Raw genomic sequence first — 19,697 nt, 5'->3', positions numbered from 1 at the left:
TGCGTATGCCGGTTTTGCGCATTCGTAGTGCGATGCCGGGATTACGTGCAGATCTGGCCAAATCGCGGCGGCAGAAGAGAGAATCGCCCCAGACAACACATGGGCAAAGGACCGGTCTGGTCGGAAAGGTTCTTACGCGGTGGTGTCCATCCAAATCGTAACGGGGCCGTCATTCAGCAGGCGCACCTTCATGTCGGCGCCGAACCGCCCGGTGGCCACCGGCAGGCCAAGACCGGTCAGCGCCTCGCAGAAATAGGCATAAAGCCGCGCGCCGGTTTCAGGATCGGCGGCATCGGAAAACCCGGGCCGGTTGCCGCGTCTGGTATCTGCCGCCAGGGTGAATTGGCTCACCGCCAGAACCGCGCCGCCGATGTCGCGGACCGAGCGGTTCATCTTGCCCGCGTCGTCCTGAAAGATACGCAGCTTGGAAATCTTCGCCGCCAGATGATCGGCTTCGGCTTCGGTGTCGCCCTCCATCGCGCAGACCAAAACCAACAGCCCGGCCCCGATCTCGCCGGTCACTTCGGAATCGACGGTGACTGAGGCTTCGCTGACGCGCTGAATGAGGGCTCGCATGGGGATTGTCGTCCTTTTCTGTCGATGACTTAGCCGCGCCAGTCGGTGAATTCGGGCAGGGGGGCCCGGGTGGTTCTGAATCTGTTTGCCGGATGATCCGGGTCGGCATAGCCAAAGCTAATCGCGCAGAGGATCAGCCGATCCTGCGGGATCTCCAGCATCTCGTGCAGCATCGGCGCAAAGGAGGCGACCGCGGCCTGCGCGACGCTGGCGACCCCTGCGGCTTGCGCTGCCAGGGTAAAGGCGGCAACGAAACCCCCACTGTCCATTGCGCCATAGGGGCCAAGTTCGGCAGGTGAGGACAGGATCGCACAATGGGGCGCGCCGAAAAGGTTGAAGTTCTCCATCATCTGCCGGGCAGATCCGGCGCGGTCGCCCTTGGTCACTCCGACCGCTTCGTACAGCGCCCAGCCACATTCCCGGCGCCGCGCCTGATATTCATCTGAATAGCCGTCCGGAAAACTCAGGTCCGGTGCGTGTCCGCCCGCCATGGCAGCCTCTGTCAGCGCGTTGCGCAGACGGTCGGTTTCGGCGCCGCTGGTGATGGTCACTTTCCACGGCTGGGCATTGCACCAGGACGGGACTTTCTGGGCGCAGCGCAGGATCTGCTCGATCACCTCCCGGTCAACCGGATCCGGGCGGAAGGCCCGGCAGCTGTGACGGTCCTTCATCAGGGCGTCCAGTTCGGTCAGATCGGCTGACTTCGTGGTCATCTGCAACTCTCCTGCTGTGGTGCGGCGCCACAATGGCCAGCGGTGCCACGGGGTTCAAGGCCAGAATTGAGATGGATCAAATCGAGACCTCACCGGTTGAGATACGCTGCCCGCGTTCGAAACAGGAGGAAGATCAATGGTAGAAAAGACCGAACAAAGCGGTTTCTGGCCATCGCTTTATGATCCCTTTCGTGCATTTGGTGCCCGGGTTGCAGATTGGCTGAGCCCGGCGACCGAGGCCTCTTCGGGGGATGCAGCCTATGACATCACCATGGAACTACCGGGTGTCACCGATGAGGATGTAGAACTGACGGTGGACAATGGCGTTCTAACCATCAGCGGCGAAAAGAAGACCTCGACCGAGAAGAAAGGCGATACCTGGTACTTCAGCGAGCGCCAGTATGGTGCATTCCGCCGTGCCTTCCGCCTGCCGGAAGATGCTGATGGCGCTGCGGCAGCGGCGCATATGGAGGATGGTGTGCTTCATATCACCGTGCCCAAGAAGGCGTTGGAACAGCCAGAGACCGCGAAGAAGATCAAGATCGCCAAATCCTGAGGCTTATCGGCCTTGGACAGATTGCCGGGCAGTCCGGCGACACGCAGCGCATAGCCCCGGATTGGGGCTGTGCGCATCGGCATGTCCGGGGGGCTTGAACGTCGCAGGTTTACTGCTGGTTCCCGAAATAGATTGCTGCGGCGATCAGGACAGCCAGGACGGCAGCGGCGCCTGCGATTTTCCAGGCGGAGTAGGGGCGTTCGCCCTGAACCCGCCCGGATTGTCCGTTGACCACAAAACGATAGGTCTTGCCCCGGTATTTATAGGCCGCCAGCCACACTGGTAGCAGAATGTGTTTGAAGGTAACGTCTGAGACTTGCGTGTCGATATGCGAGATTCGCTGACGGTCGCCGCCGATATCAAACCGCACATCCCGTTCGATCACCCGGTCCATATGGGCGCGGGCCTCCTCAAAACCGTCCTGCAAAGAGATCGCATAGGCTTCGGCCCGGAACCCGGCTAGATATTGCGGTTGATACGGCTCCAGCGCCGACAGATCCCAGGGTTCCAGCGCATCGGTATAGCGTTTGGGCAGGCTTTTCGACGCCAGCACCAGCACATCGTCAAAGAAGCGTTTGACCCGACCTGACACCGGTCGCCAGCGCACCTTTGCGACCTGTTTGGCCTGCGGTTTGCCATCGACCATGACGGTTTCGGTCACGTAGTAGACCGTGCCGCGCTGGCCTGAGTAGGAACTGCGGGTGTCGGCGTCATAGGTCCAGTAGGGGACATAGATCCCCTCCATCCGGCGCCCCTTGCGGGCGTATTCCTTCAACCCGTTTGGCGCGAACCACAGGCGGCCAAGCCAGTCTGTCATGGCTTTGTGGCCCGCGCGTTCGTCGATGGAGAAAGGCAATACGCCCTTGGGTTTTATGTGGCGGCTTTCGCCGGTGTCGGTGACCACGGGCGTTGCGCAGAATGGGCATTCGCGGGCGTGGGTGGTGGGATCGAATTCTACCTCTGCCGCGCAGTTGGGGCATTTGGAAACCCGGGTGGTTTCCATGTCTGCCTCTGGTAGCTGACGATCCAGCGCGGCGCGAAAGTCCAGCTCGCGCAGGGCGCCGCCGCGCCAGGGGCCCCCGTTGATCTCCTCGGTATGGCCGCAATGGCTGCAGGTCAGGGTTCCGGATTGCGGGTCGAACCGGTAATCGGCGCCACATTGCTCGCAGGGAAAACGATGGGTTTCATCCGGCACAGCGGCAGAATCAGTGTTTTCGGTGGCGGGCGGAGGGGGAGGAGGGGAAGATGGCACGGCGCTCTCTCAAATTGTAACGATTTTTCCGGTCGTTGTTTATTTAATTGATTTTTATTTATGTTTCCCGGCGGAACCGAGTCGATCAAGGGGAATTCACGGTGAGGGTTGAGATGTGAGCTTAATGTTTGATTAACCTGTGAAGGGCTACGGCAGAAGTGTTCAGTAACAAGGAGTATGAGTATGTCTGTAGCGGCTATCCAGGATGAGATTTCCGAAGCCATCAAGGCCCATAGCACATGGAAACTTCACCTTCGCACGGGCACCATCAGTGGCAGACTGGAAACGCCTTCGCGTGACATCTGCTGTGATGACAAGTGCAAATTCGGTCAGTGGCTGCATTCGCCTAGTACGGAAGCCGGTATGGCAGGGGATGCCAACTATGTGCGTGCGAAGAAACTGCATTCCGAGTTCCACAAATTTGCCGGCGCCATCGCACAAAAGATCGAACGTGGCGATCTGGATGCGGCCAAACACGATCTGGATCTGGGCAAGCCGTTTGACGAGAAGACTAAAGAACTGACCAAACACATGATGATCTGGCGGAAGAGCCTGCAATAGTGACGACATGTCGGCCCGGCTCAGTTACGTCAGGCCGACAGTCAAGACTCGGAGCGCGCGGTTGGCGCCCCGGAGTCAGCCCGCGGGAGGCGGTGGGGGCGGAGGCGGCAGAATGGTGAAAAGCTGCGCCAGTTCGGCCACATCACCGGCCCGTTGCCAGCCATCCTGGCCGGGCGTCCAGACGTGGGTGTCGCGCTTCAGCTGCCCTTCCTGCGCCATGCGTCCCAGTCGCGCCTTGGAATAGGGACCCGAAGTCTGACCGTTTTCTGCGATATGCCAGACGTGTTCGACCGGGGGCGGGGGCGGGGCCATCGGCGCCGCAGCGGGCGCGGGGCGGGCGCCCCAGGGACCTGACGGCTGACCCGCTGCACCCTGCGACATGGCATTGCCCATCTGCTGGGCCATCGCCATGCCCATCCCCATTCCCAAACCGGCGCCCATGCCGCTGTTCGGGGTGCGGGCTGCGGCGTCCATCGCCTCGGCAGCGGCGAACTGGGTGTATTGGCCAAGATCGCCCACGATCCCCATCTGGGTGCGCCGGTCCATGGCCTGTTCCACCGCAGGCGGCAGCGAGATGTTCTCGATATAGAGCTCCGGGATCGCCAGGCCATATTCGGCCACGGTGGCGGAAATCTCGGCCGCAACCAGTTTTCCCAGATCGGCGGTGTTCGCGGCCATGTCCAGCACCGGAATGCCCGAGCTGGCAACGACGCGGCTGAACTCCTGCACGATGATGTTGCGGATCTGGAAGCTGATTTCATCCATAGTGAATTCGCCATCGGTGCCGACGATCTCGGTCAGGAAGCGCGCCGGATCCACCACCCGCACCGAGTAGCTGCCAAAAGCGCGCAGACGCACCGGGCCGAACTCCGGATCGCGACAGATGATCGGATTCTTGGTGCCCCACTTCAGGTCGTTGAACCGGGTGGTGCTGACGAAATAGACCTCGGATTTGAAGGGCGACTGAAACCCGTGGTCCCAGTGCTGCAGCGTCGTCATCACCGGCATGTTGTTGGTCTCAAGCATGTAGAGACCGGGGGTGAAGACATCCGCTAGCTGGCCTTCGTGCACGAACACGGCTGCCTGTCCTTCACGTACCGTCAGCTTGGCGCCATATTTGATCTCATGGCCTTCGCGTTCAAACCGCCAGACCATGGTGTCGCGGGTGTCATCGACCCAGTGAATGACGTCGATGAACTCTCCGGTGAGAAAGTCGAAAATACCCATATCTCAGGTCCTCTTCCTACGATGTGCCTGCGGGAAGCCTCATCGGTGGGCGCATGGGCCACCTTACAGGGGCTGTCCCATGATTTCGCGGGCGATAATGCGGGTGATTGGGCGGGCTTCTTCGGCGCTCATCCCGGTTTTCAGTCTTGGATCATACAGCATCTGCAACAGCTTTTCGTCATGGCTGGTCAGAAAGGCGAATTCGTCATCGTCGTTGAAAATCGACGGGCGCGCCCGGGGGCTGTCGTTGAGCAGGCCCAGGCCTTGTGCGATTTCCTCGTGGATGCAGCTTTGCCGGACCAGATCGGGATGCTCCGCCCGGATCAGCGCGACGCCGCGGATATAGTCGAAGGGGCTGCCCTGGGCGCCGCCGGCCAGAACAAAGCAGTAATGCGTCCGTGGCGGGTTCACGAAGAGCTGGAAATCGTTCTGGCTGATATTGGGCAGCAGTTCACGGACCCGTTTGGCCACAAAGGCGCTGTCGTCCTTGCTGGCAAAGATGACGTGGAAATTGCCGCGCTTCGCCACCGCCGCAACGGGATGGTTGGTGATCCGCCCGAGCCGCATGGCGTATTCGGCAACCCGCGCGCCGTCGGCGCGGCGCTGGCTTTCAGGGATCGAGGGGCCGAATTCAGCTTGCAAGCGCACCGGCCCGGACCAGCGGCTCAGGCCGCCTGTGGCGCCGCCACCGCGCCCGGCGTATTCGTTGAAAAAGGAAATCGCTTCGAAGTTTTCCGCCAGATCCTCGGCATCATAAGGCGTATCGGGTCCGCCGCCATCGGTGCGCAAAAGGCCGCGCGTCAGCAGGTCCTGCTGCAGGACACGGTAATATTGCCGCAACTCTGCGCTGGCGGCCGAGGGCGCAGCGGGCGCGACCATGGCAGCCGGACGTGGTTTTGGCACGACGGACTCGCTGCGGCCCATGGGCATGCAGGCCGACAGCAGGCCCAACCCCAAAAGCGCGGCAAGGCGTACAGGCGCGGATATTGCCCGCCCGGCGCTGCCTTCGGCACAAATCGCCGCCGACCTATGACGTTTTTGCCAGATCATCAGGTCAGGACGGAACCGCTGTGCCGGCATTGTCTCCGATGCCATCGCGGCGCGCCTTGGCGGCGGCCAGTGTATCGCGCAGCTCGGCTTCCATCTTCTTCAACTCGCCCTCGGCAGCGGCGCGTTTGGCCTTGCCCTCATCGGCGATCTGCAGGCTTTCCTGAATGGTGCCGATCAGATCAGCATTGGCCTGTTTCACCGCTTCGATATCGAACACACCGCGTTCCATTTCCTGCCGGATCGCCTTGTTGCTTTCGCGCAGGTTGGCCGCGTTGGAGGTCAGCAGCTCGTTGGTCAGATCATTGGCATCGCGCACCGCTGCAGCAGCCTCGGCCGAGCGCTGGATGGTGACCGCCTGCGCCAGCTGGGTTTCCCAGAGCGGCACGGTATTGACCAGCGTCGAGTTGATTTTGGTCACGAGCGATTTGTCGTTCTCCTGCACCAGGCGGATCGAGGGCAGCGACTGCATGGTGACCTGCCGGGTCAGCTTCAGGTCGTGCACCCGGCGTTCCAGATCGTCCCGGGCGGCGCGCAGATCGCGCAGTTCCTGCGCGCGGATCACCTGATCGGCTTCGGCGGCTGCTGCGACGGCTTCTTCCAGCGCGGGAATTTCGCTGCTGTCCAGCTCTCCGAGCTTGGCCTCGCCTGCCGCGATATAGAGCGCCAGCTCGTCGTAAAAGGCCAGCGTCTTTTCATACAGCATGTCGAGCGATTTGATGTCCTTCAGCAGCCCGTGTTCATGGCCAAGAAGATCATCGGTGATCTTGTCGATCTGCGCCTGGATTGTTTCATAGCGCGCGGTAAATTTGGCAAAGGGCGCAGCGCGGCCCAGCAGGCGCTCCCAGAAGGTGGGCTTGCGGCGCACGTCCAGTTCCGAGACGGAAAAGCCGCGGATCGTGGTGACGATATCCCGCAAGGAATCCCCGGCGGGTCCGACGTCCTTGTTGCGCACATCGGCCAGCATCGCCTGACTGATGGTCTGCAATTCGGCCTGCGCGCCGGATCCGAAGCCGATGATCGAGTTGCTGTCGCTCATGTCGATTTCGCCCATGCGGCGACGGATCGCTTCGCTGGTGACTTCATCCGCCTGCTCCAGCGGCTGGATGTCCCCCGTGGGATCCGCAAGCGCGACGCCCGTCACCTCCGTGACCATGGCCTCGGCTTCGATTGCTTTCTTCTGAACGGTCTCGGACATCGGTGGCGTTCCTCGGGTCAAAGTGTCAATTGCGGTCCAGGCGGACCCCTTCGCGCTGCAGGCGGTCGCGCAGCACGTCGATTTCGATGGTCAGATCACTGCGGTCTTCGAGCAGCATCTTTTGCGTACGGGCTGCAAAATTCTGTTCCAGATCTTCCAGCAGGGCAAGGTAGTCACTACGGGCCTGCGGATCCTGGCTGCGGGCATAGATATCGGCGAATTTGATCGTCGCATCGCGCGCGCCCTGCAGATAGACGGTCAGATACTTGCGCGCACCGGTCAGGTCGCGCGGGTCTTCTTCTATGGTGCGGAACATGTCCCGGGCGATGGCCTGAAACTGATCCACACGCGCCTCCAGCTGCCGGTCACGCGCCCTAAGCGCGGCGTCCCGCATGGCGTCAAGGTAGGCTTCGGCCTCATCCACGGCGCGGGCAACGCGGCTTTGCTGGAAATCGTCCACGCCCTCCACGCCCTTGTCCTGCAGGGGGTCAAGGCCAAAGGCGGCAAGATGCAGGCCGGTGGCTGCCAGCCCGTAGATGGCGGCGATCATGATCCCCGGTTCTGCCTTCCAGGCGGCCAGCGCGGCCCCGGCGCCGGTCAAAACCGAGGCGAGGATCTTGCGCGGCAAGGCCGGTTTGCGCGCGACACGGCGCGCGGCAAAGGCGGTTTCGGCCCGCAACCCTTCGCGCAGAAGAAAGGCGGCCCCGGTCCAGAGGGCAGCAGCAACCCCGCCAAGCGCCAGACCTGTTGCCCCGTCGTTCAGCGACAGGATCAGCAGCACGCCCCCGGGCACGAACATGGTGTTGGCGCGAGCTCCGACCGGGTCGACCTGCGCGCTGCGAAAGGAGTTGGTTTTGCCCGTCGGCGGGGATGTGTCACCCAAGGCGGCCGGATCACCGGCGCCATCGGGGCTGTATTTGCCGCCATACCTCTGTGCCATGGATCAGCCTCCCACAATCCATCCGGTGCTCAGTCCGAACATCAGAACAAGCAGGGCGGCGAAGGCGACTTTCTGCACGCGGGTTCCCCCATGACACGATTTACATGCCTGAAATCTAAGGGATCGTGGGCCGCCTTGCTAGGGGGAAGTGTCCGGCAAACGCCTCAACGGCGGGGATTCTTGCCGATTGGACGATTGCCGGGCTTTGCGCCGCCAGCGCCGCGTCCCTTGCCTGGGATATCCGGTTTGCCGGGCTGGCCCGGCTTGCCGCCGCCAGTATGGCCGGATTTGCCCGTCGGGGCTCCTTGTGGCTTGGCCTGCGATTTGCCACGCGGTTTGCCAGCGCCACCGCCGCTATAGGGAGCAGGGGCGTCTGCCGCGGGTTTGCGGCCGCCGGGGCGCTTGCCGCGCATCGGTTTGCGCCGCTGGGGGCGGTCGGTCTGTGGCGTCTCTTCGGTGTCGTCTTCCAGGCCTAGCTGATCGCGGATCACCCGGGGGCGCAGTTCTTCGACTTCACCGGGTTTCAGATTTCCCAGCTGGAACGGGCCGTAGGACAGGCGCAGCAGGCGGTTGACGGAGAACCCTATATCCTCCATGGCGCGGCGGATTTCGCGGTTCTTGCCTTCGCGCAGCCCCACGGTCAGCCAGGCGTTTGCCCCCTGCTGGCGGTCCAGCGCCACGGTCATGGGCTGGAACGTCTCGCCGTCGATCACCAGCCCTTTGCGGAGCGGCTCGAAATCCGTTTCTTGCGGGCGGCCCTTGATACGCACCCGGTAGCGGCGCAGCCAGCCGGTCGAGGGCAGTTCCAGCTTGCGCTTGATGCCGCCATCATTGGTCAGCAGCAGCAGCCCTTCGGAATTGAGGTCAAGCCGCCCGACGGTCATCACCCGCGGCAGATCCTCGGGAAGTTCGTCAAAGATGGTCGTGCGGCCCATCTCGTCGCTGGTGGTGGTCACCAGTCCGGCGGGTTTGTGATAAAGCCACAGGCGCGGCGCTTCTGGCTCGGGAAGGGGCTGGCCGTCGATTAGGATCCGGTCCCGCGCCGTGACGTTCAGCGCGGGGCTGTCGATCACCTTGCCATTCACCGCAACCCGCCCCTCGGCGATCATCCGCTCGGCTTCGCGCCGCGAGGCAACGCCTGCGCGCGACAGAACCTTGGCGATCCGGTCACCTTCGGGCGTGCCCGTGCTCTTGTCGCCGGCAGTGGCGTCGGGCCGCGACGGTTTCGCAGCTTTGCCCGCCGGGCCTTTGGGGCGGTGCGGGCGCTTGGGGGATGCGGGTGTTTTGCTCATCCCCTCGCCATAGAGCATTCCGGCGTCTTGCGAAAGCGGGCATTTTGCGGCAGGGAAGGCCATGGTTTTCCGTTCTCACATGACCCTGGCCCTGGAAGAGGCCCGTGCTGCCGCCGCGCGCGGCGAGGTGCCGGTGGGCGCGGTTCTGATCGCGCCGGACGGAACGGTCGCGGCGCGGGCCGGAAACCGCACCCGGGAGCTGAACGATCCCACCGCCCACGCCGAGATCCTGGCGATCCGCGCCGCCTGCGCCGCAGCGGGAGGGGAGCGACTGACGGGATTTGATCTCTATGTGACGCTGGAGCCCTGCGCCATGTGTGCGGCGGCCATCGCAGCGGCGCGTATCGCCCGGGTCTACTACGGCGCCTCTGATCCCAAATCCGGCGGCGTTGCCCATGGGGCCTGCGTGTTTTCACACCCGCAGGCACACCATGTGCCCGAGGTCTACGAAGGGATTGCCGAAGCGGACTGTGCTGCCATTCTGAAAGAGTTCTTTACCGCAAAACGATAGGGGGCCGGAATGGAAGGGCATGTGAAACCGCCGGAAGAGGTTCTTGTCGCGTTCAGGGTGGCGGCGCCGGAGTGGATCGCGACCACTGCCATTGCCAGCCTGTGGAAAGTCACCCGCGCCGGGGGCGGTGCCGCAGTGCTGAAATACTATGGCGCCCGGGGCATGGGCAGCGAGGCCAGCGGTTTTCGGTTTCTGCACGCTGCGCCCGAGAGTTGCGCGGCCCAGGTCTATGGCTTGCGTCCGGACGCGGCCTTGATCGAATGGCTGGAGGGGCCATCACTCGCCGAGCTCGCAATCGCTGGTGAGGACGAAATGGCCGCACGCGAACTGGTGAGGGTCGCCTCTGGCCTGCATCCCGGCGCGGGGCAGGCGCCGGAGGGTTACCCACGACTGGAAGACCGTTTTGATGCGCTGTTCCGTCTGAAACCTGCGCCGAGTTGTGCGGCGGGGGATACGGCGGCGATTGCCGCGTGTCAGACCCTGGCCCGCGATCTTCTCAACACGCAGGTAGATGTGCGCCCGCTGCACGGGGATCTGCATCATGGCAACGTGATTAAGGCGCCGCGCGGGTATTGCGCCTTTGATGCCAAGGGGATCGTCGGGGAGCGTGCCTTTGAGTTGGCCAATGCCTTTCGCCATCCTTATGGGAACCCCGATTTGATCCGCGATCCGCGTCGGATCGGGATGCTGGCCGATCTCTGGTCAGTAGGATTTGCGGTGGATCGTCAGCGTCTTTTGCAATGGGCAGCGGTCAAATGTGCGCTCTCCATTGCCTGGCGCAGTAAGGGGGCCTTGGCGCAGGATGGTGAACTGGACCTGCTGGCGGCGCTGCTGTCCTGCGCGACGGGGCAGGGTGGCGCGCGCGTTTAGGCACTGGACGGCCCATGCGCCCTGTGGCACGTTCTCTTTTTGTTTTGGTTGAAGGGCGAGGAAGCAGGCGATGGCCAATATTGTCGTGGGAGAAGATGGGCAACCACGCTGCGGCTGGAGCGCCAGCGCACCTGAATTTGATGCCTATCACGATGCGGAATGGGGCTATCCGGTGGGTGACGATATCCGGCTGTTCGAAAAGATCTGTCTGGAAAGCTTCCAGTCCGGTCTCAGCTGGCGCACCATTCTGGCCAAACGGGAAAACTTCCGCGCGGCCTTTTGCGGGTTCGACTGGAACAAGGTCGCGGCCTTCACGGATACGGATGTGGAGCGCCTGTTGCAGGATGCCGGGATTATCCGCCACCGGGGCAAGATCGAAGCGGTGATCAATAATGCAAAGCGCGCGCAGGAGTTGGTTAAGGAGGCCGGATCGCTCGCCGCGTTTTTCTGGAGCTTTGAGCCGGACCCGGACAGCCTGCCCGAGCCGCAGACCAGGTCGACCAGCCCGGACTCCGTGGCGCTATCAAAGGCGCTGAAGAAACGTGGCTGGAAGTTTGTCGGCCCCACCACCGTCTTTGCCTTCATGCAGGCGATGGGGCTGATCAATGACCACGCGCTGGGCTGCTGCTGCAGAGAAAAGGCCGCCCGCGCGCGGGCGGCGTTCGCAAAGCCGGTTTAGACCTCAAGTGCGGTCATTACCTCAGGTTCGATCACCTCGACACCGGGCAGGCCTGCACTCAGATCCTCTGCGGATTGCTCCAGCAGGGGGAAGGTCTTGTAGTGGCAGGGGATTACCGTCTTGAAGTCGAAGTAGCGCTTGGCCGCATAGGCCGCTTGCTTCATGTCCATGGTGAAGTGACCGCCAGCACAGAGAATGCCGATATCGGGTTTGAAGTAATCCCCGATCCAATCCATGTCCGCCATGATCGCGGTGTCGCCGGAAATATAGATCGTCTTGCCCTCGGCCTGCAGCACATAGCCGACTTCCGACCCACCCGTGCGCGGACCTTCGGGGGTGGCAAAGGTCGAGCTGTGCGAAGCAGGCACCATCGACAGTTTCGGCCCGCCCAGATCGACGGTTCCACCCTTGTTGAAGCCGACGGTTTCGACCCCTTCGGTTTCGCCCCAGAAGCCCATGATGTCATATTGGCCAACCACGGGAATGTTAAGCTTCTTCGCCAGCGGCAGCACATCGACCACATGGTCGAAATGCACGTGGGTCAGGATGATATGGGTGGCGCCTTCGATGGCGGCATCATGCTGGTCCTCGGGCAGGCTGGGGTTGCCGGTCAGCCAGGGGTCCAGCAGCAGCACCTTTCCCTCGGTTTCAAAACGGAAACTGCCGTGGCCCAGCCAGATGATCTTCATGGTGTTTCTCCCAATTCCTTGATTTGTCTGCTCTCACCCTAGCACGCCGAATGCCTGTTTCCATTGGTTTGCTGTCCTGCAGGCGCGGTCAGGGGCACCCGGTCCGCAGTGTTTCGCAGCAAACTTGTGCTCTAGCGGTGAATGTGCCCTCATGGGCGTCAGAACATGATGGGAGGCAGTGCTGTGACAATGATCGGGTCGAAGGCCACCGTTCTTCTGAGCCTGCTGGCACTTGCGCCGATATCCGCTGCGCCCGGCCATGCCGAGGGCGCGGGAGGGCACCAGGGGCACCAGCAGCATCAGGGTGATGACGCGCAACCCTATGCCGGGCAGCAAACCCGGCGAATCAAAAGCCTTTCGGATGCGGACATCGCAGAGTTGCGCGCGGGAAAAGGCTGGGGCTTTGCCCTTCCGGCGGAACTGAACGGCTGGCCTGGCCCTGCGCATCTTCTGGAACTGGCGCCGCAGATCGGGCTGAGCGAGACGCAGATCGGGCAGGTGCGCCAGATCCATCGCGAAATGGCCACCGAGGCGCAGCAGGCCGCCGAGGTCTTCATTGCCGCCGAAGAACGTCTTGATCAGGCCTTTGCCTCAGGCAACCCCGACGCCGATGAGTTGCGGCGCCTGGTCTCCGAAGCAGGCGCGGCGCGGGCGGATCTGCGGTATGTCCACCTGTCCCGGCATTTGCAGACGGTGCAGTTTCTTTCGGGCGAACAGATTGCCGCCTATAATCGCTTGCGCGGCTACGCGGCTGATCCTTGCGACGCGGTGCCGGAGGGGCATGATCCCGCGATGTGGCAGATGCACAATAACTGCGAATGAGCGCTCCTGCGCTCCCCAGCCTGTGGCTGGGGAGGGATTAGACACCCGTTTTCGGTGCAGACCCGCTTGCGGCGCGGACGGTGCGGCGGTAAACGCGTCTGTAACACGAGATGAGGGTTTCCATGTCGATTGACCAAAGCACTGCCGCCAAAGTGGCCAAACTGGCCCGGATCAAGGTCGAAGAGGACGCGCTGCCTGCGCTGGCAGACGAGTTCAACACCATCCTTGGGTTCATCGAACAGTTGAACGAAGTGGATGTGGACGGGGTCGAGCCGATGACCTCGGTCACGCCGCAGCGTCTGAAGCGGCGCGAGGACGTGGTGAACGATGGCAATCAGCAGGACAAGATCCTGGCCAATGCCCCCGACGCCCGCGAGGGCTTCTTTGCGGTCCCCAAGGTGGTGGAGTAAGACATGAGCGATCTGAACAAACTGGGCCTGGCCGAGGCCCGCGATGCCCTGCGCAAAGGCGACACCACCTCAGTCGAGCTGACCGAAGCGTGCCTGAAGGCAATCGAAGGCGCCGATGCGCTGAACGCCTTCGTGCACAAGACGCCCGAGATCGCGCTGGAGCGCGCAAAGGCAGCCGATGCCCGCATCAAGGAAGGCGATGCGCCTGCCATGTGCGGCCTGCCGGTCGGGATCAAGGATCTGTTCTGCACCAAGGGCGTGGACAGCCAGGCGGCCTCCAACATCCTTAAAGGCTTCAAGCCCGAGTATGAGTCGACCGTTTCGCAGAAACTGGTCGATGCGGGTTCCGTGATGCTGGGCAAGCTGAACATGGACGAATTCGCCATGGGCTCCTCGAACGAAACTTCGGCCTATGGCGATGTGGTCAGCCCCTGGCGGCGCGACAGCAGCGAGGCCAAGCTGACACCGGGCGGCTCCTCGGGCGGGTCTGCTGCGGCTGTTGCGGCGGACCTGTGCCTTGCGGCAACCGGCACCGACACCGGCGGCTCGATCCGCCAGCCTGCGGCCTTTACCGGCACCGTCGGCATCAAACCCACCTACGGGCGTTGTTCGCGCTGGGGCATCGTGGCCTTTGCCTCCTCGCTGGATCAGGCCGGGCCGATGACCAAATCGGTGCGCGATGCGGCGATCATGCTGGAAGCCATGGCCGGGCACGACCCGAAAGACAGCACCAGCGCCGATCTGGCGGTGCCGGATTTCGAGGCGATGCTGACCGGCGACATCAAGGGCAAGAAGATCGGTATCCCGAAAGAGTACCGCATGGACGGCATGCCTGCCGAGATCGAAAATCTCTGGGCCGATGGCACTGCCATGCTGAAGGACGCGGGCGCCGAGATCGTCGACATCTCGCTGCCGCACACCAAATACGCGCTGCCTGCCTATTACGTGATCGCCCCGGCCGAAGCCTCGTCGAACCTGGCACGCTACGACGGGGTGCGCTACGGCCACCGCGCCACGCTGGAGGCTGGCGATGGCATCACCGAGATGTACGAAAAGACCCGCGCCGAAGGCTTTGGCCACGAGGTGCAGCGCCGCGTGATGGTCGGCACCTATGTGCTGTCGGCAGGCTTCTATGATGCCTATTACAACCGCGCCCGCCGCGTTCGCACCCTGATCAAGAAGGACTTCGAAGATGTCTTTGCCGCAGGCGTGGACGCGATCCTGACACCGGCGACGCCCTCTGCTGCTTTTGGGCTGGGTGAAATGACCGATGCGGATCCGGTACAGATGTACCTCAATGACGTCTTTACCGTCACTGTGAACCTTGCGGGCCTGCCGGGCATCTCTGTGCCTGCGGGTGTCGATGCACAGGGTCTGCCGCTGGGCCTGCAGCTGATCGGCCGCCCCTGGGAAGAGGGCGATCTGCTGAACACCGCCTATGCGCTGGAGCAGGCCGCCGGGTTTGTGGCAAAGCCGGGGAAATGGTGGTAAAACCGGCTCAAACAAGAGCATGAACCATACGACCATAAACAGGTGATCCCGATGCGCGTCTTCGTCTCCCTCGCCGCCGCTGGCAGTCTTCTGGCCCTTGCAGCTTGCAGCCCGCCAGTGCCGGACAGCGCGGCCGGGGTGGGCGTGGACGGCGATCCCTTCGCCGCCCGTCCGGCGCAGGGCACCACGATCAACGGCGATCCACTGATCCCCTCGCCTCAGGTTGTCGGCGCGCCCCTGGCGATGCCGACAGATCAGAGCGGAGCCACCTCGGTCGCTGCGGCTGGAGCCTCGGTTGGCACTGGCAGCAATGCCGATATCGCTCGCGAAACGGCAGCAGCCCTGAGTGCGGCGCGGGCCAACTCTGGTCAGGCGCCGCTTGAAGCAAGCCCGGACAACCCTGCGCCGCAGATTGTCGGTGGCAACCCGCGTCTGTCGGACGAAAACAGCTTTGATGCGGTGTCGTCGCGCCAGACCATCGAAAGCGATGCCGAGCGTCTGAAACGGCAGCGCGCCCAGTATCAGGTGGTGGAGCCGACGGCGCTGCCCACGGTCTCTGCGGGCAACCGGGATCCAAATATCGTGCAATACGCGCTCAGCACTTCCAACCCGCCGGGCAACCGCATCTTCAGCCGCACGGGTATCAACCTCAAGGCCCGCTCGTCGCGTAATTGCGCAGGCTATGCTTCGCCCGAGCTGGCCCAAGTGGCGTTTCTTGAGGCGGGCGGCCCCAAACGCGACCGCTACGCGCTGGACCCGGATGGGGATGGCTATGCCTGCGGCTGGGACCCGTCCCCCTATCGTCTGGTCCTGCGCGAAGACTCCTGATGTCCGGAACTGACAGGGCAGGGGATGAGGCCGGGGCGATCTGGCATCCCAGCCCCAATTTCGGTCCGCGTCGTGACGGTCTGACGCCGGCTTTCGTGGTTCTGCACTACACAGCAATGGAGACGGCTGAGGCTGCCCTGCAGCGGCTGTGTGATCCTGCGGCCGAGGTGTCGGCCCATTACCTGATCGGACAGGATGGCACCCTCTGGCAGATGGTCGAGGAGGCGCAGCGCGCCTGGCACGCTGGTGCGGGCGAATGGTGCGGGCTGGAGGATCTCAATTCCCGGTCCATCGGGATCGAGCTGGACAATCGCGGCGATCACCCGTTCTCCGAACCGCAGATGGCGCGGCTGGAGCAACTGCTGGGCGATATCCTGCGCCGCTGGGAGATCGCGCCCGAGGCGGTGATCGGCCATTCGGACATGGCGCCGGGCCGCAAATGCGATCCGGGTGCCCGGTTCGACTGGGCGCGGCTGGCCCGTCAGGGGCTCGCCCGGCAGGTAGCGCAAGCGGAGGCGGCAGGGCAGAGCCTGATGGAGTCAGAGAGCGCCGATATGGCGCGTTTCCGCGCCTATGCCCGCGACATCGGATATACCGCCCCGGTGGAGGATGAGACGCTGCTGGCAGCTGTGCGGCTGCGCTATCGTCCCCAGGCCCGCGGGGCGCTTTGTGCGGAGGATTTCGCGCCGCTGGGCCAGGCAGACCTCTGGGTCTGAATGAGACCGGCTGCAACCACCCTTGACCTGTCAGCCCCCAGGGCCTAGGTGCAGCCCTGCGCAGAAGGCTGGACGGCCGCGCTGGGGGCTCGCCCTCCGCGAGGAAAGTCCGGACTCCCTAAAGCAACGGTGCCGGGTAACGCCCGGGCAGGGCAACCTGACGGATAGCGCCACAGAAATGAAACCGCCGTGCCCCCGGCAACGGATCAGGGCGCGGTAAGGGTGAAACGGTGGGGTAAGAGCCCACCGCGCCCCTGGCAACAGGGGCGGCACGGCAAGCCCCACCGGGAGCAACGCCAAATAGGGCCCCCGCGCGGGTAGGTCCCGGCAACGGGATACCGCCGCTAGGCATGCTTTAGCCAAGAGGGGCCGGGTTGGCAGCTAGAGGTACGCAGTAATGCGTATCGCAGATGAATGGCCGTCCATGAGGCGCAAGTCTCGGGACAGAATCCGGCTTACAGGCCTTCTGCGCAAAATATCCCCCCGAATCCTATTGACTTGGGGGGCAGTGCAGGTAAAAGCGCACGCTCATATAGGAATTTACCGAGAGGCCCCCTGCCTTTTCGGACGCAGGAGAAGCACCATGGCGAAGCCGACGACCATCAAGATCCGCCTGAACTCGACCGCGGGCACGGGCCACTTCTACGTGACCAAGAAAAACGCACGCACCATGACCGAAAAAATGGTCATCCGGAAATACGATCCGGTTGCGCGCAAGCACGTCGAGTACAAAGAAGGCAAAATCAAGTAAGCCCATCCGGCATACAGGATTTTCAAAAAGGGTCACGCCGCGCGCGTGGCCCTTTTTCGTGTTTGGAGCCGGGTTTTCGGCGGTCGTCGCAGGCGCAGGGCAGGTGAGAGCTTGTTCGAATTTGAAAAAATTACCCAATAGTTTAGCCGCCTGTACGAAAGGATAGTTCCCCTTTTCGCCTCATTTCGGTCGTAACTTGTTTACGTGGGTAAATGAGACAAGTGGGTGATAGTATGTTCAGGCGTATCTTGTTCAGCGTGGTTTTTGCCGTGGCCGTGGCGCCCTCTCCGGAGGCGACGATTGCGGGCGTGGTGCCGGTTCCGGCGCCGGTGATGGCTGGGCCGCTGTCCCTGACCGCTGGTCGAACTCAGCAGCCTGCGACAGCGCCGCGCTCGGGCAGCCAGACCCTGCGGGTCGAGGTGCAGGGGCGGGCCTTGTCGCTCTCCGTTGTACGGGCGGGCTCGACCGGGCTCGCGGTGCTCAGCGCCCCTGCGCATAGCGTGATTGGCAACCTGCCTGACATGACCCCTGCGGATTTCCAGACCATTGCGGCGCGCGAAAGCGGCTGCAGCGTCTCGGGCGAGGTTCAGGTGCTCGGCAGCGACCGGGGCACGGTTGCCCTTGCCACCGGTCTAAGCTGCTCCTGAGCCGCCTCTCAGCTGGTCTGGGGGCTTGTGGAGATGAGCCTCAGGCGCGCCATTCCGCGACGGTCGTAACCGGCTGCAATCCCATGCTGCTCATCAGCCCGGCTGAGGCCGTGTCAAAGACGGCAAAGCTTGTGGTCAACGTGTCGATGCCAAGTGTCTGACAGCGGGATTTCACTTCTGTCACCAGTGCTTGACCAACTCCCAGACGGCGGAATGGCGGATCCACGGCAATATGATGCAACTGGATCCGTTTGCCGCCGCGCATCACCGGCAGGTGAGGCTGGTCTTCGATCTCATAGATAGCATAGCCCATCAGGGCGCCTGCGGGGCTTTGCGCGGCGATTGCCTGTATCCCGTCCTTTTCCATCCAGTCTGACAGCCAGTCTGCAATGTCACTGTCCGCCGGGGCAGACGGGTAGCGGAGGGGTTGTTCTTCCGCGTGCTGTGCATGGAGGTCCCGCAGCAAGGGAACAATACGCCCTGCGTCACGGGCAGTGATATCGGTAATCTTCATCTTCTAAATCCTGTGGTCCGTTCAAAAGGCCCAGCCAAAAAAAAAAAAATAGAAACGGCTAGGCATAAAGAAAGGGCGGATCGCTGTGATCCGCCCCTTGCTGAAATCTTGGTATGGCCGGTGGCGTTATTCGCGGTTCCCAAGCAGCTGAAGCAGCATCATGAAGAGGTTGATGAAGTCCAGATACAGGCTGAGGGCGCCCATGATCGCGGCTTTGCCCAGCCACTCCTGGTCGCCGGATTCGGCCATCTGCAGGTAGGTGTTCTTGATGTTCTGGGTGTCATAGGCGGTGAGGCCTGCAAATATCAGAACGCCGATCACCGAGATGGCAAAGGCCATGGCGGAGGACGCCAGGAAGATGTTCACCACCGAGGCCACGATCAGGCCGATCAGGCCCATGATCAGGAAGGTACCCATCGCAGAGAGGTCTTTCTTGGTGGTGTAACCCACCAGGGAAAGGCCCGCGAATGCGATGGCGGTGATCAGGAATACCTGAACGATTGATTCACCGGTAAAAACCAGGAAGATCGAGCTGATCGACAGGCCCATGACGGCTGCGAAGGTGTAGAACACCAGCTGCGCGGCCGAGGCCGACAGGCGGTTGATGGCGGCGCCAAAGCCGAACACGAAGGCGAGCGGCGCGAACATGATCACCCACTTCAGCGGCGACGCGTAGATCGCATAGCCCAGGCTGGTCAGGTATTTGTCGGCGCTCAGCTGTGCAGAGGCGGCCGACGGATCGGTTGTCACCGCGAGGCCCGCGATGGCCCAGGCGGCCAGAAAGGTGATGAACGTGCCCACGGACATGGTGCCGTAGACTTTGTTCATATGGGCGCGCAGGCCCGCATCGATCTCGGCAGTGCGTGCGCCTGCTGTAGAGCGAATGGTGTCAAACTGTGCCATGTATCATGGTCTCCGTTTACAAAAAGTCTCCCCAGTCGCGCGGAACGGCCGGTTCAGAGGCCGTGCGCAACATTCCCGTCAAATATCGGGGCAAAGCCCATACGGTTCAAGTCTGCGATGAAAAGATTTGCCGCAAAAACATGAAAAGGCGCACCATTCCAGCGGGTGCGCCTTCAGTCGTCATTTGTCATCTGTGAGGTCTCTGTCAGCGCGTCCAGGAATCCGGTGCGTCCCAGAACGGGCGGCGGGCCTCTTCCTTGGCGGCGTTGCGGCTGATGCCGATGTCTGCCAGCGCCTCAGCGTCCAGTTTTGCCAGCGCGCGCCGCTGGCGGGTCAGAGCGAATGCGCCCTTGATGCGATCCGCGAGGCTGCGGCGGGGTTTTGGGCTGACCGAGGTGGTGGAGATGTAGGTCATGTCTCTTGTCCTTTCTTTCGTTCGTGATGGTATCGTGGGTCAGTATCAATTCTGTTGATGTATATGGGGGAGTGTGATTAATATTGGAA

General features: G+C 62.6%; 24 protein-coding genes and 1 other RNA gene. 13 read left to right on the top strand and 12 right to left on the bottom strand.

Annotated features, from left to right (window positions below):
• Window positions 1-132: 132 nt before the first annotated feature.
• Both dtd and SM763_RS03685 read right to left on the bottom strand, forming a co-directional pair.
• Window positions 133-576 carry a D-aminoacyl-tRNA deacylase gene (dtd, locus tag SM763_RS03690; RefSeq protein WP_368997596.1) on the bottom strand — a complete coding sequence of 148 codons (444 nt, stop codon included), beginning with the start codon at window positions 574-576 and terminating at the stop codon, window positions 133-135.
• 29 nt (window positions 577-605) lie between these two features.
• Window positions 606-1,289: a nitroreductase family protein gene (locus tag SM763_RS03685; protein WP_274839555.1), complete on the bottom strand. Its 684-nt coding sequence runs from the start codon at window positions 1,287-1,289 to the stop codon at window positions 606-608.
• A gap of 136 nt (window positions 1,290-1,425) precedes the next feature.
• Here SM763_RS03685 and SM763_RS03680 point away from each other — a divergent pair, with 136 nt between their 5' ends.
• Window positions 1,426-1,845, top strand: coding sequence for an Hsp20/alpha crystallin family protein (locus SM763_RS03680; protein WP_368997594.1), 420 nt, complete (start codon window positions 1,426-1,428; stop codon window positions 1,843-1,845).
• 109 nt (window positions 1,846-1,954) lie between these two features.
• Here SM763_RS03680 and SM763_RS03675 read toward each other — a convergent pair whose 3' ends face one another.
• Window positions 1,955-3,097, bottom strand: coding sequence for a TFIIB-type zinc finger domain-containing protein (locus SM763_RS03675; RefSeq protein ID WP_490363262.1), 1,143 nt, complete (start codon window positions 3,095-3,097; stop codon window positions 1,955-1,957).
• 183 nt (window positions 3,098-3,280) lie between these two features.
• Here SM763_RS03675 and SM763_RS03670 point away from each other — a divergent pair, with 183 nt between their 5' ends.
• Window positions 3,281-3,658, top strand: coding sequence for a CZB domain-containing protein (locus tag SM763_RS03670; protein ID WP_368997590.1), 378 nt, complete (start codon window positions 3,281-3,283; stop codon window positions 3,656-3,658).
• Window positions 3,659-3,733: 75 nt separating this feature from the next.
• On the opposite strand, the gene SM763_RS03665 is transcribed toward SM763_RS03670, so the two are convergent.
• The 5 genes from SM763_RS03665 to SM763_RS03645 all read right to left on the bottom strand — a co-directional run bounded on the left by SM763_RS03665 (window position 3,734) and on the right by SM763_RS03645 (window position 9,362).
• Window positions 3,734-4,885, bottom strand: coding sequence for an SPFH domain-containing protein (locus SM763_RS03665; protein ID WP_065270797.1), 1,152 nt, complete (start codon window positions 4,883-4,885; stop codon window positions 3,734-3,736).
• Window positions 4,886-4,948: 63 nt separating this feature from the next.
• Entirely contained in the window at window positions 4,949-5,815 is an 867-nt protein-coding gene (locus SM763_RS03660) for a DUF2927 domain-containing protein (RefSeq protein ID WP_274835765.1), read from the bottom strand.
• 124 nt (window positions 5,816-5,939) lie between these two features.
• On the bottom strand, window positions 5,940-7,130 hold the full coding sequence (locus SM763_RS03655; RefSeq protein WP_274828328.1) for a toxic anion resistance protein: 1,191 nt from the start codon (window positions 7,128-7,130) through the stop codon (window positions 5,940-5,942).
• Window positions 7,131-7,155: 25 nt separating this feature from the next.
• Window positions 7,156-8,070 carry a 5-bromo-4-chloroindolyl phosphate hydrolysis family protein gene (locus SM763_RS03650; protein WP_368997589.1) on the bottom strand — a complete coding sequence of 305 codons (915 nt, stop codon included), beginning with the start codon at window positions 8,068-8,070 and terminating at the stop codon, window positions 7,156-7,158.
• 164 nt (window positions 8,071-8,234) lie between these two features.
• A complete protein-coding gene (locus tag SM763_RS03645; protein ID WP_368997587.1) occupies window positions 8,235-9,362 on the bottom strand; it encodes a pseudouridine synthase in 1,128 nt (375 codons plus the stop codon).
• Between the two features lie 61 nt (window positions 9,363-9,423).
• Between SM763_RS03645 and SM763_RS03640 the strand changes: the two genes are divergently transcribed.
• From SM763_RS03640 to SM763_RS03630, 3 genes are all read left to right on the top strand, one after another.
• Entirely contained in the window at window positions 9,424-9,873 is a 450-nt protein-coding gene (locus SM763_RS03640) for a nucleoside deaminase (protein ID WP_368997585.1), read from the top strand.
• Window positions 9,874-9,882: 9 nt separating this feature from the next.
• Window positions 9,883-10,743: an aminoglycoside phosphotransferase family protein gene (locus tag SM763_RS03635; protein WP_368997583.1), complete on the top strand. Its 861-nt coding sequence runs from the start codon at window positions 9,883-9,885 to the stop codon at window positions 10,741-10,743.
• 70 nt (window positions 10,744-10,813) lie between these two features.
• Entirely contained in the window at window positions 10,814-11,422 is a 609-nt protein-coding gene (locus SM763_RS03630; RefSeq protein ID WP_368997581.1) for a DNA-3-methyladenine glycosylase I, read from the top strand.
• Here the strand turns inward: SM763_RS03630 and SM763_RS03625 are convergent.
• The gene (locus SM763_RS03625) at window positions 11,419-12,111 is read right to left on the bottom strand and encodes a metal-dependent hydrolase (RefSeq protein ID WP_274835746.1); all 693 of its coding nucleotides are present in this window, start codon (window positions 12,109-12,111) and stop codon (window positions 11,419-11,421) included. The genes SM763_RS03630 and SM763_RS03625 overlap by 4 nt on opposite strands.
• A gap of 189 nt (window positions 12,112-12,300) precedes the next feature.
• Here SM763_RS03625 and SM763_RS03620 point away from each other — a divergent pair, with 189 nt between their 5' ends.
• The 8 genes from SM763_RS03620 (at window position 12,301) to SM763_RS03585 (ending at window position 17,776) form a co-directional block, all read left to right on the top strand.
• Window positions 12,301-12,933 (top strand): Spy/CpxP family protein refolding chaperone, encoded by a 633-nt coding sequence (locus SM763_RS03620; protein WP_368997579.1) that lies wholly within the window; start codon window positions 12,301-12,303, stop codon window positions 12,931-12,933.
• Between the two features lie 122 nt (window positions 12,934-13,055).
• Entirely contained in the window at window positions 13,056-13,343 is a 288-nt protein-coding gene (gene gatC, locus SM763_RS03615) for an Asp-tRNA(Asn)/Glu-tRNA(Gln) amidotransferase subunit GatC (protein WP_274828335.1), read from the top strand.
• Between the two features lie 3 nt (window positions 13,344-13,346).
• A complete protein-coding gene (gene gatA, locus SM763_RS03610) occupies window positions 13,347-14,834 on the top strand; it encodes an Asp-tRNA(Asn)/Glu-tRNA(Gln) amidotransferase subunit GatA (protein WP_274835744.1) in 1,488 nt (495 codons plus the stop codon).
• A gap of 51 nt (window positions 14,835-14,885) precedes the next feature.
• On the top strand, window positions 14,886-15,662 hold the full coding sequence (locus SM763_RS03605) for a hypothetical protein (RefSeq protein WP_274838626.1): 777 nt from the start codon (window positions 14,886-14,888) through the stop codon (window positions 15,660-15,662).
• Window positions 15,662-16,378: an N-acetylmuramoyl-L-alanine amidase gene (locus tag SM763_RS03600; RefSeq protein WP_368997577.1), complete on the top strand. Its 717-nt coding sequence runs from the start codon at window positions 15,662-15,664 to the stop codon at window positions 16,376-16,378. Before SM763_RS03605 ends, SM763_RS03600 begins: the two co-directional genes overlap by 1 nt.
• A gap of 60 nt (window positions 16,379-16,438) precedes the next feature.
• An RNA gene (gene rnpB, locus SM763_RS03595) (RNase P RNA component class A) lies at window positions 16,439-16,852 on the top strand.
• Window positions 16,853-16,961: 109 nt separating this feature from the next.
• Window positions 16,962-17,129, top strand: coding sequence for a 50S ribosomal protein L33 (rpmG, locus tag SM763_RS03590; RefSeq protein WP_065270785.1), 168 nt, complete (start codon window positions 16,962-16,964; stop codon window positions 17,127-17,129).
• A gap of 233 nt (window positions 17,130-17,362) precedes the next feature.
• A complete protein-coding gene (locus SM763_RS03585; protein ID WP_065270784.1) occupies window positions 17,363-17,776 on the top strand; it encodes a hypothetical protein in 414 nt (137 codons plus the stop codon).
• Between the two features lie 40 nt (window positions 17,777-17,816).
• On the opposite strand, the gene SM763_RS03580 is transcribed toward SM763_RS03585, so the two are convergent.
• From SM763_RS03580 to SM763_RS03570, 3 genes are all read right to left on the bottom strand, one after another.
• On the bottom strand, window positions 17,817-18,290 hold the full coding sequence (locus SM763_RS03580; protein WP_065270783.1) for a GNAT family N-acetyltransferase: 474 nt from the start codon (window positions 18,288-18,290) through the stop codon (window positions 17,817-17,819).
• Between the two features lie 126 nt (window positions 18,291-18,416).
• Window positions 18,417-19,193 carry a Bax inhibitor-1/YccA family protein gene (locus SM763_RS03575; protein ID WP_065270782.1) on the bottom strand — a complete coding sequence of 259 codons (777 nt, stop codon included), beginning with the start codon at window positions 19,191-19,193 and terminating at the stop codon, window positions 18,417-18,419.
• Between the two features lie 205 nt (window positions 19,194-19,398).
• Window positions 19,399-19,608, bottom strand: a complete 210-nt coding sequence (locus SM763_RS03570) for a DUF1127 domain-containing protein (protein WP_347508375.1) — start codon at window positions 19,606-19,608, stop codon at window positions 19,399-19,401.
• Window positions 19,609-19,697 lie beyond the last annotated feature (89 nt).

Origin of the sequence: Pseudophaeobacter sp. C1-32P7 (assembly GCF_041008775.1) — a bacterium.
In the GTDB taxonomy this organism is placed as follows: Bacteria; Pseudomonadota; Alphaproteobacteria; order Rhodobacterales; family Rhodobacteraceae; genus Phycobacter; species Phycobacter gallaeciensis_A.
Note: the sequence above shows the minus strand (reverse complement) of the source record. Positions and strands in the feature narration are given on the sequence as shown.

Excerpts from the sequence above, each read along its gene's own strand:
- dtd (WP_368997596.1), bottom strand. The coding sequence starts at position 576 with ATGCGAGCCCTCATTCAGCGCGTCAGCGAAGCCTCAGTCACCGTCGAT.
- SM763_RS03685 (WP_274839555.1), bottom strand. The coding sequence starts at position 1,289 with ATGACCACGAAGTCAGCCGATCTGACCGAACTGGACGCCCTGATGAAG.
- SM763_RS03680 (WP_368997594.1), top strand. The coding sequence starts at position 1,426 with ATGGTAGAAAAGACCGAACAAAGCGGTTTCTGGCCATCGCTTTATGAT.
- SM763_RS03670 (WP_368997590.1), top strand. The coding sequence starts at position 3,281 with ATGTCTGTAGCGGCTATCCAGGATGAGATTTCCGAAGCCATCAAGGCC.
- SM763_RS03665 (WP_065270797.1), bottom strand. The coding sequence starts at position 4,885 with ATGGGTATTTTCGACTTTCTCACCGGAGAGTTCATCGACGTCATTCAC.
- SM763_RS03660 (WP_274835765.1), bottom strand. The coding sequence starts at position 5,815 with ATGCCCATGGGCCGCAGCGAGTCCGTCGTGCCAAAACCACGTCCGGCT.
- SM763_RS03655 (WP_274828328.1), bottom strand. The coding sequence starts at position 7,130 with ATGTCCGAGACCGTTCAGAAGAAAGCAATCGAAGCCGAGGCCATGGTC.
- SM763_RS03650 (WP_368997589.1), bottom strand. The coding sequence starts at position 8,070 with ATGGCACAGAGGTATGGCGGCAAATACAGCCCCGATGGCGCCGGTGAT.
- SM763_RS03645 (WP_368997587.1), bottom strand. The coding sequence starts at position 9,362 with ATGAGCAAAACACCCGCATCCCCCAAGCGCCCGCACCGCCCCAAAGGC.
- SM763_RS03640 (WP_368997585.1), top strand. The coding sequence starts at position 9,424 with ATGGTTTTCCGTTCTCACATGACCCTGGCCCTGGAAGAGGCCCGTGCT.
- SM763_RS03635 (WP_368997583.1), top strand. The coding sequence starts at position 9,883 with ATGGAAGGGCATGTGAAACCGCCGGAAGAGGTTCTTGTCGCGTTCAGG.
- SM763_RS03630 (WP_368997581.1), top strand. The coding sequence starts at position 10,814 with ATGGCCAATATTGTCGTGGGAGAAGATGGGCAACCACGCTGCGGCTGG.
- SM763_RS03625 (WP_274835746.1), bottom strand. The coding sequence starts at position 12,111 with ATGAAGATCATCTGGCTGGGCCACGGCAGTTTCCGTTTTGAAACCGAG.
- SM763_RS03620 (WP_368997579.1), top strand. The coding sequence starts at position 12,301 with ATGATCGGGTCGAAGGCCACCGTTCTTCTGAGCCTGCTGGCACTTGCG.
- gatC (WP_274828335.1), top strand. The coding sequence starts at position 13,056 with ATGTCGATTGACCAAAGCACTGCCGCCAAAGTGGCCAAACTGGCCCGG.
- gatA (WP_274835744.1), top strand. The coding sequence starts at position 13,347 with ATGAGCGATCTGAACAAACTGGGCCTGGCCGAGGCCCGCGATGCCCTG.
- SM763_RS03605 (WP_274838626.1), top strand. The coding sequence starts at position 14,886 with ATGCGCGTCTTCGTCTCCCTCGCCGCCGCTGGCAGTCTTCTGGCCCTT.
- SM763_RS03600 (WP_368997577.1), top strand. The coding sequence starts at position 15,662 with ATGTCCGGAACTGACAGGGCAGGGGATGAGGCCGGGGCGATCTGGCAT.
- rpmG (WP_065270785.1), top strand. The coding sequence starts at position 16,962 with ATGGCGAAGCCGACGACCATCAAGATCCGCCTGAACTCGACCGCGGGC.
- SM763_RS03585 (WP_065270784.1), top strand. The coding sequence starts at position 17,363 with ATGTTCAGGCGTATCTTGTTCAGCGTGGTTTTTGCCGTGGCCGTGGCG.
- SM763_RS03580 (WP_065270783.1), bottom strand. The coding sequence starts at position 18,290 with ATGAAGATTACCGATATCACTGCCCGTGACGCAGGGCGTATTGTTCCC.
- SM763_RS03575 (WP_065270782.1), bottom strand. The coding sequence starts at position 19,193 with ATGGCACAGTTTGACACCATTCGCTCTACAGCAGGCGCACGCACTGCC.
- SM763_RS03570 (WP_347508375.1), bottom strand. The coding sequence starts at position 19,608 with ATGACCTACATCTCCACCACCTCGGTCAGCCCAAAACCCCGCCGCAGC.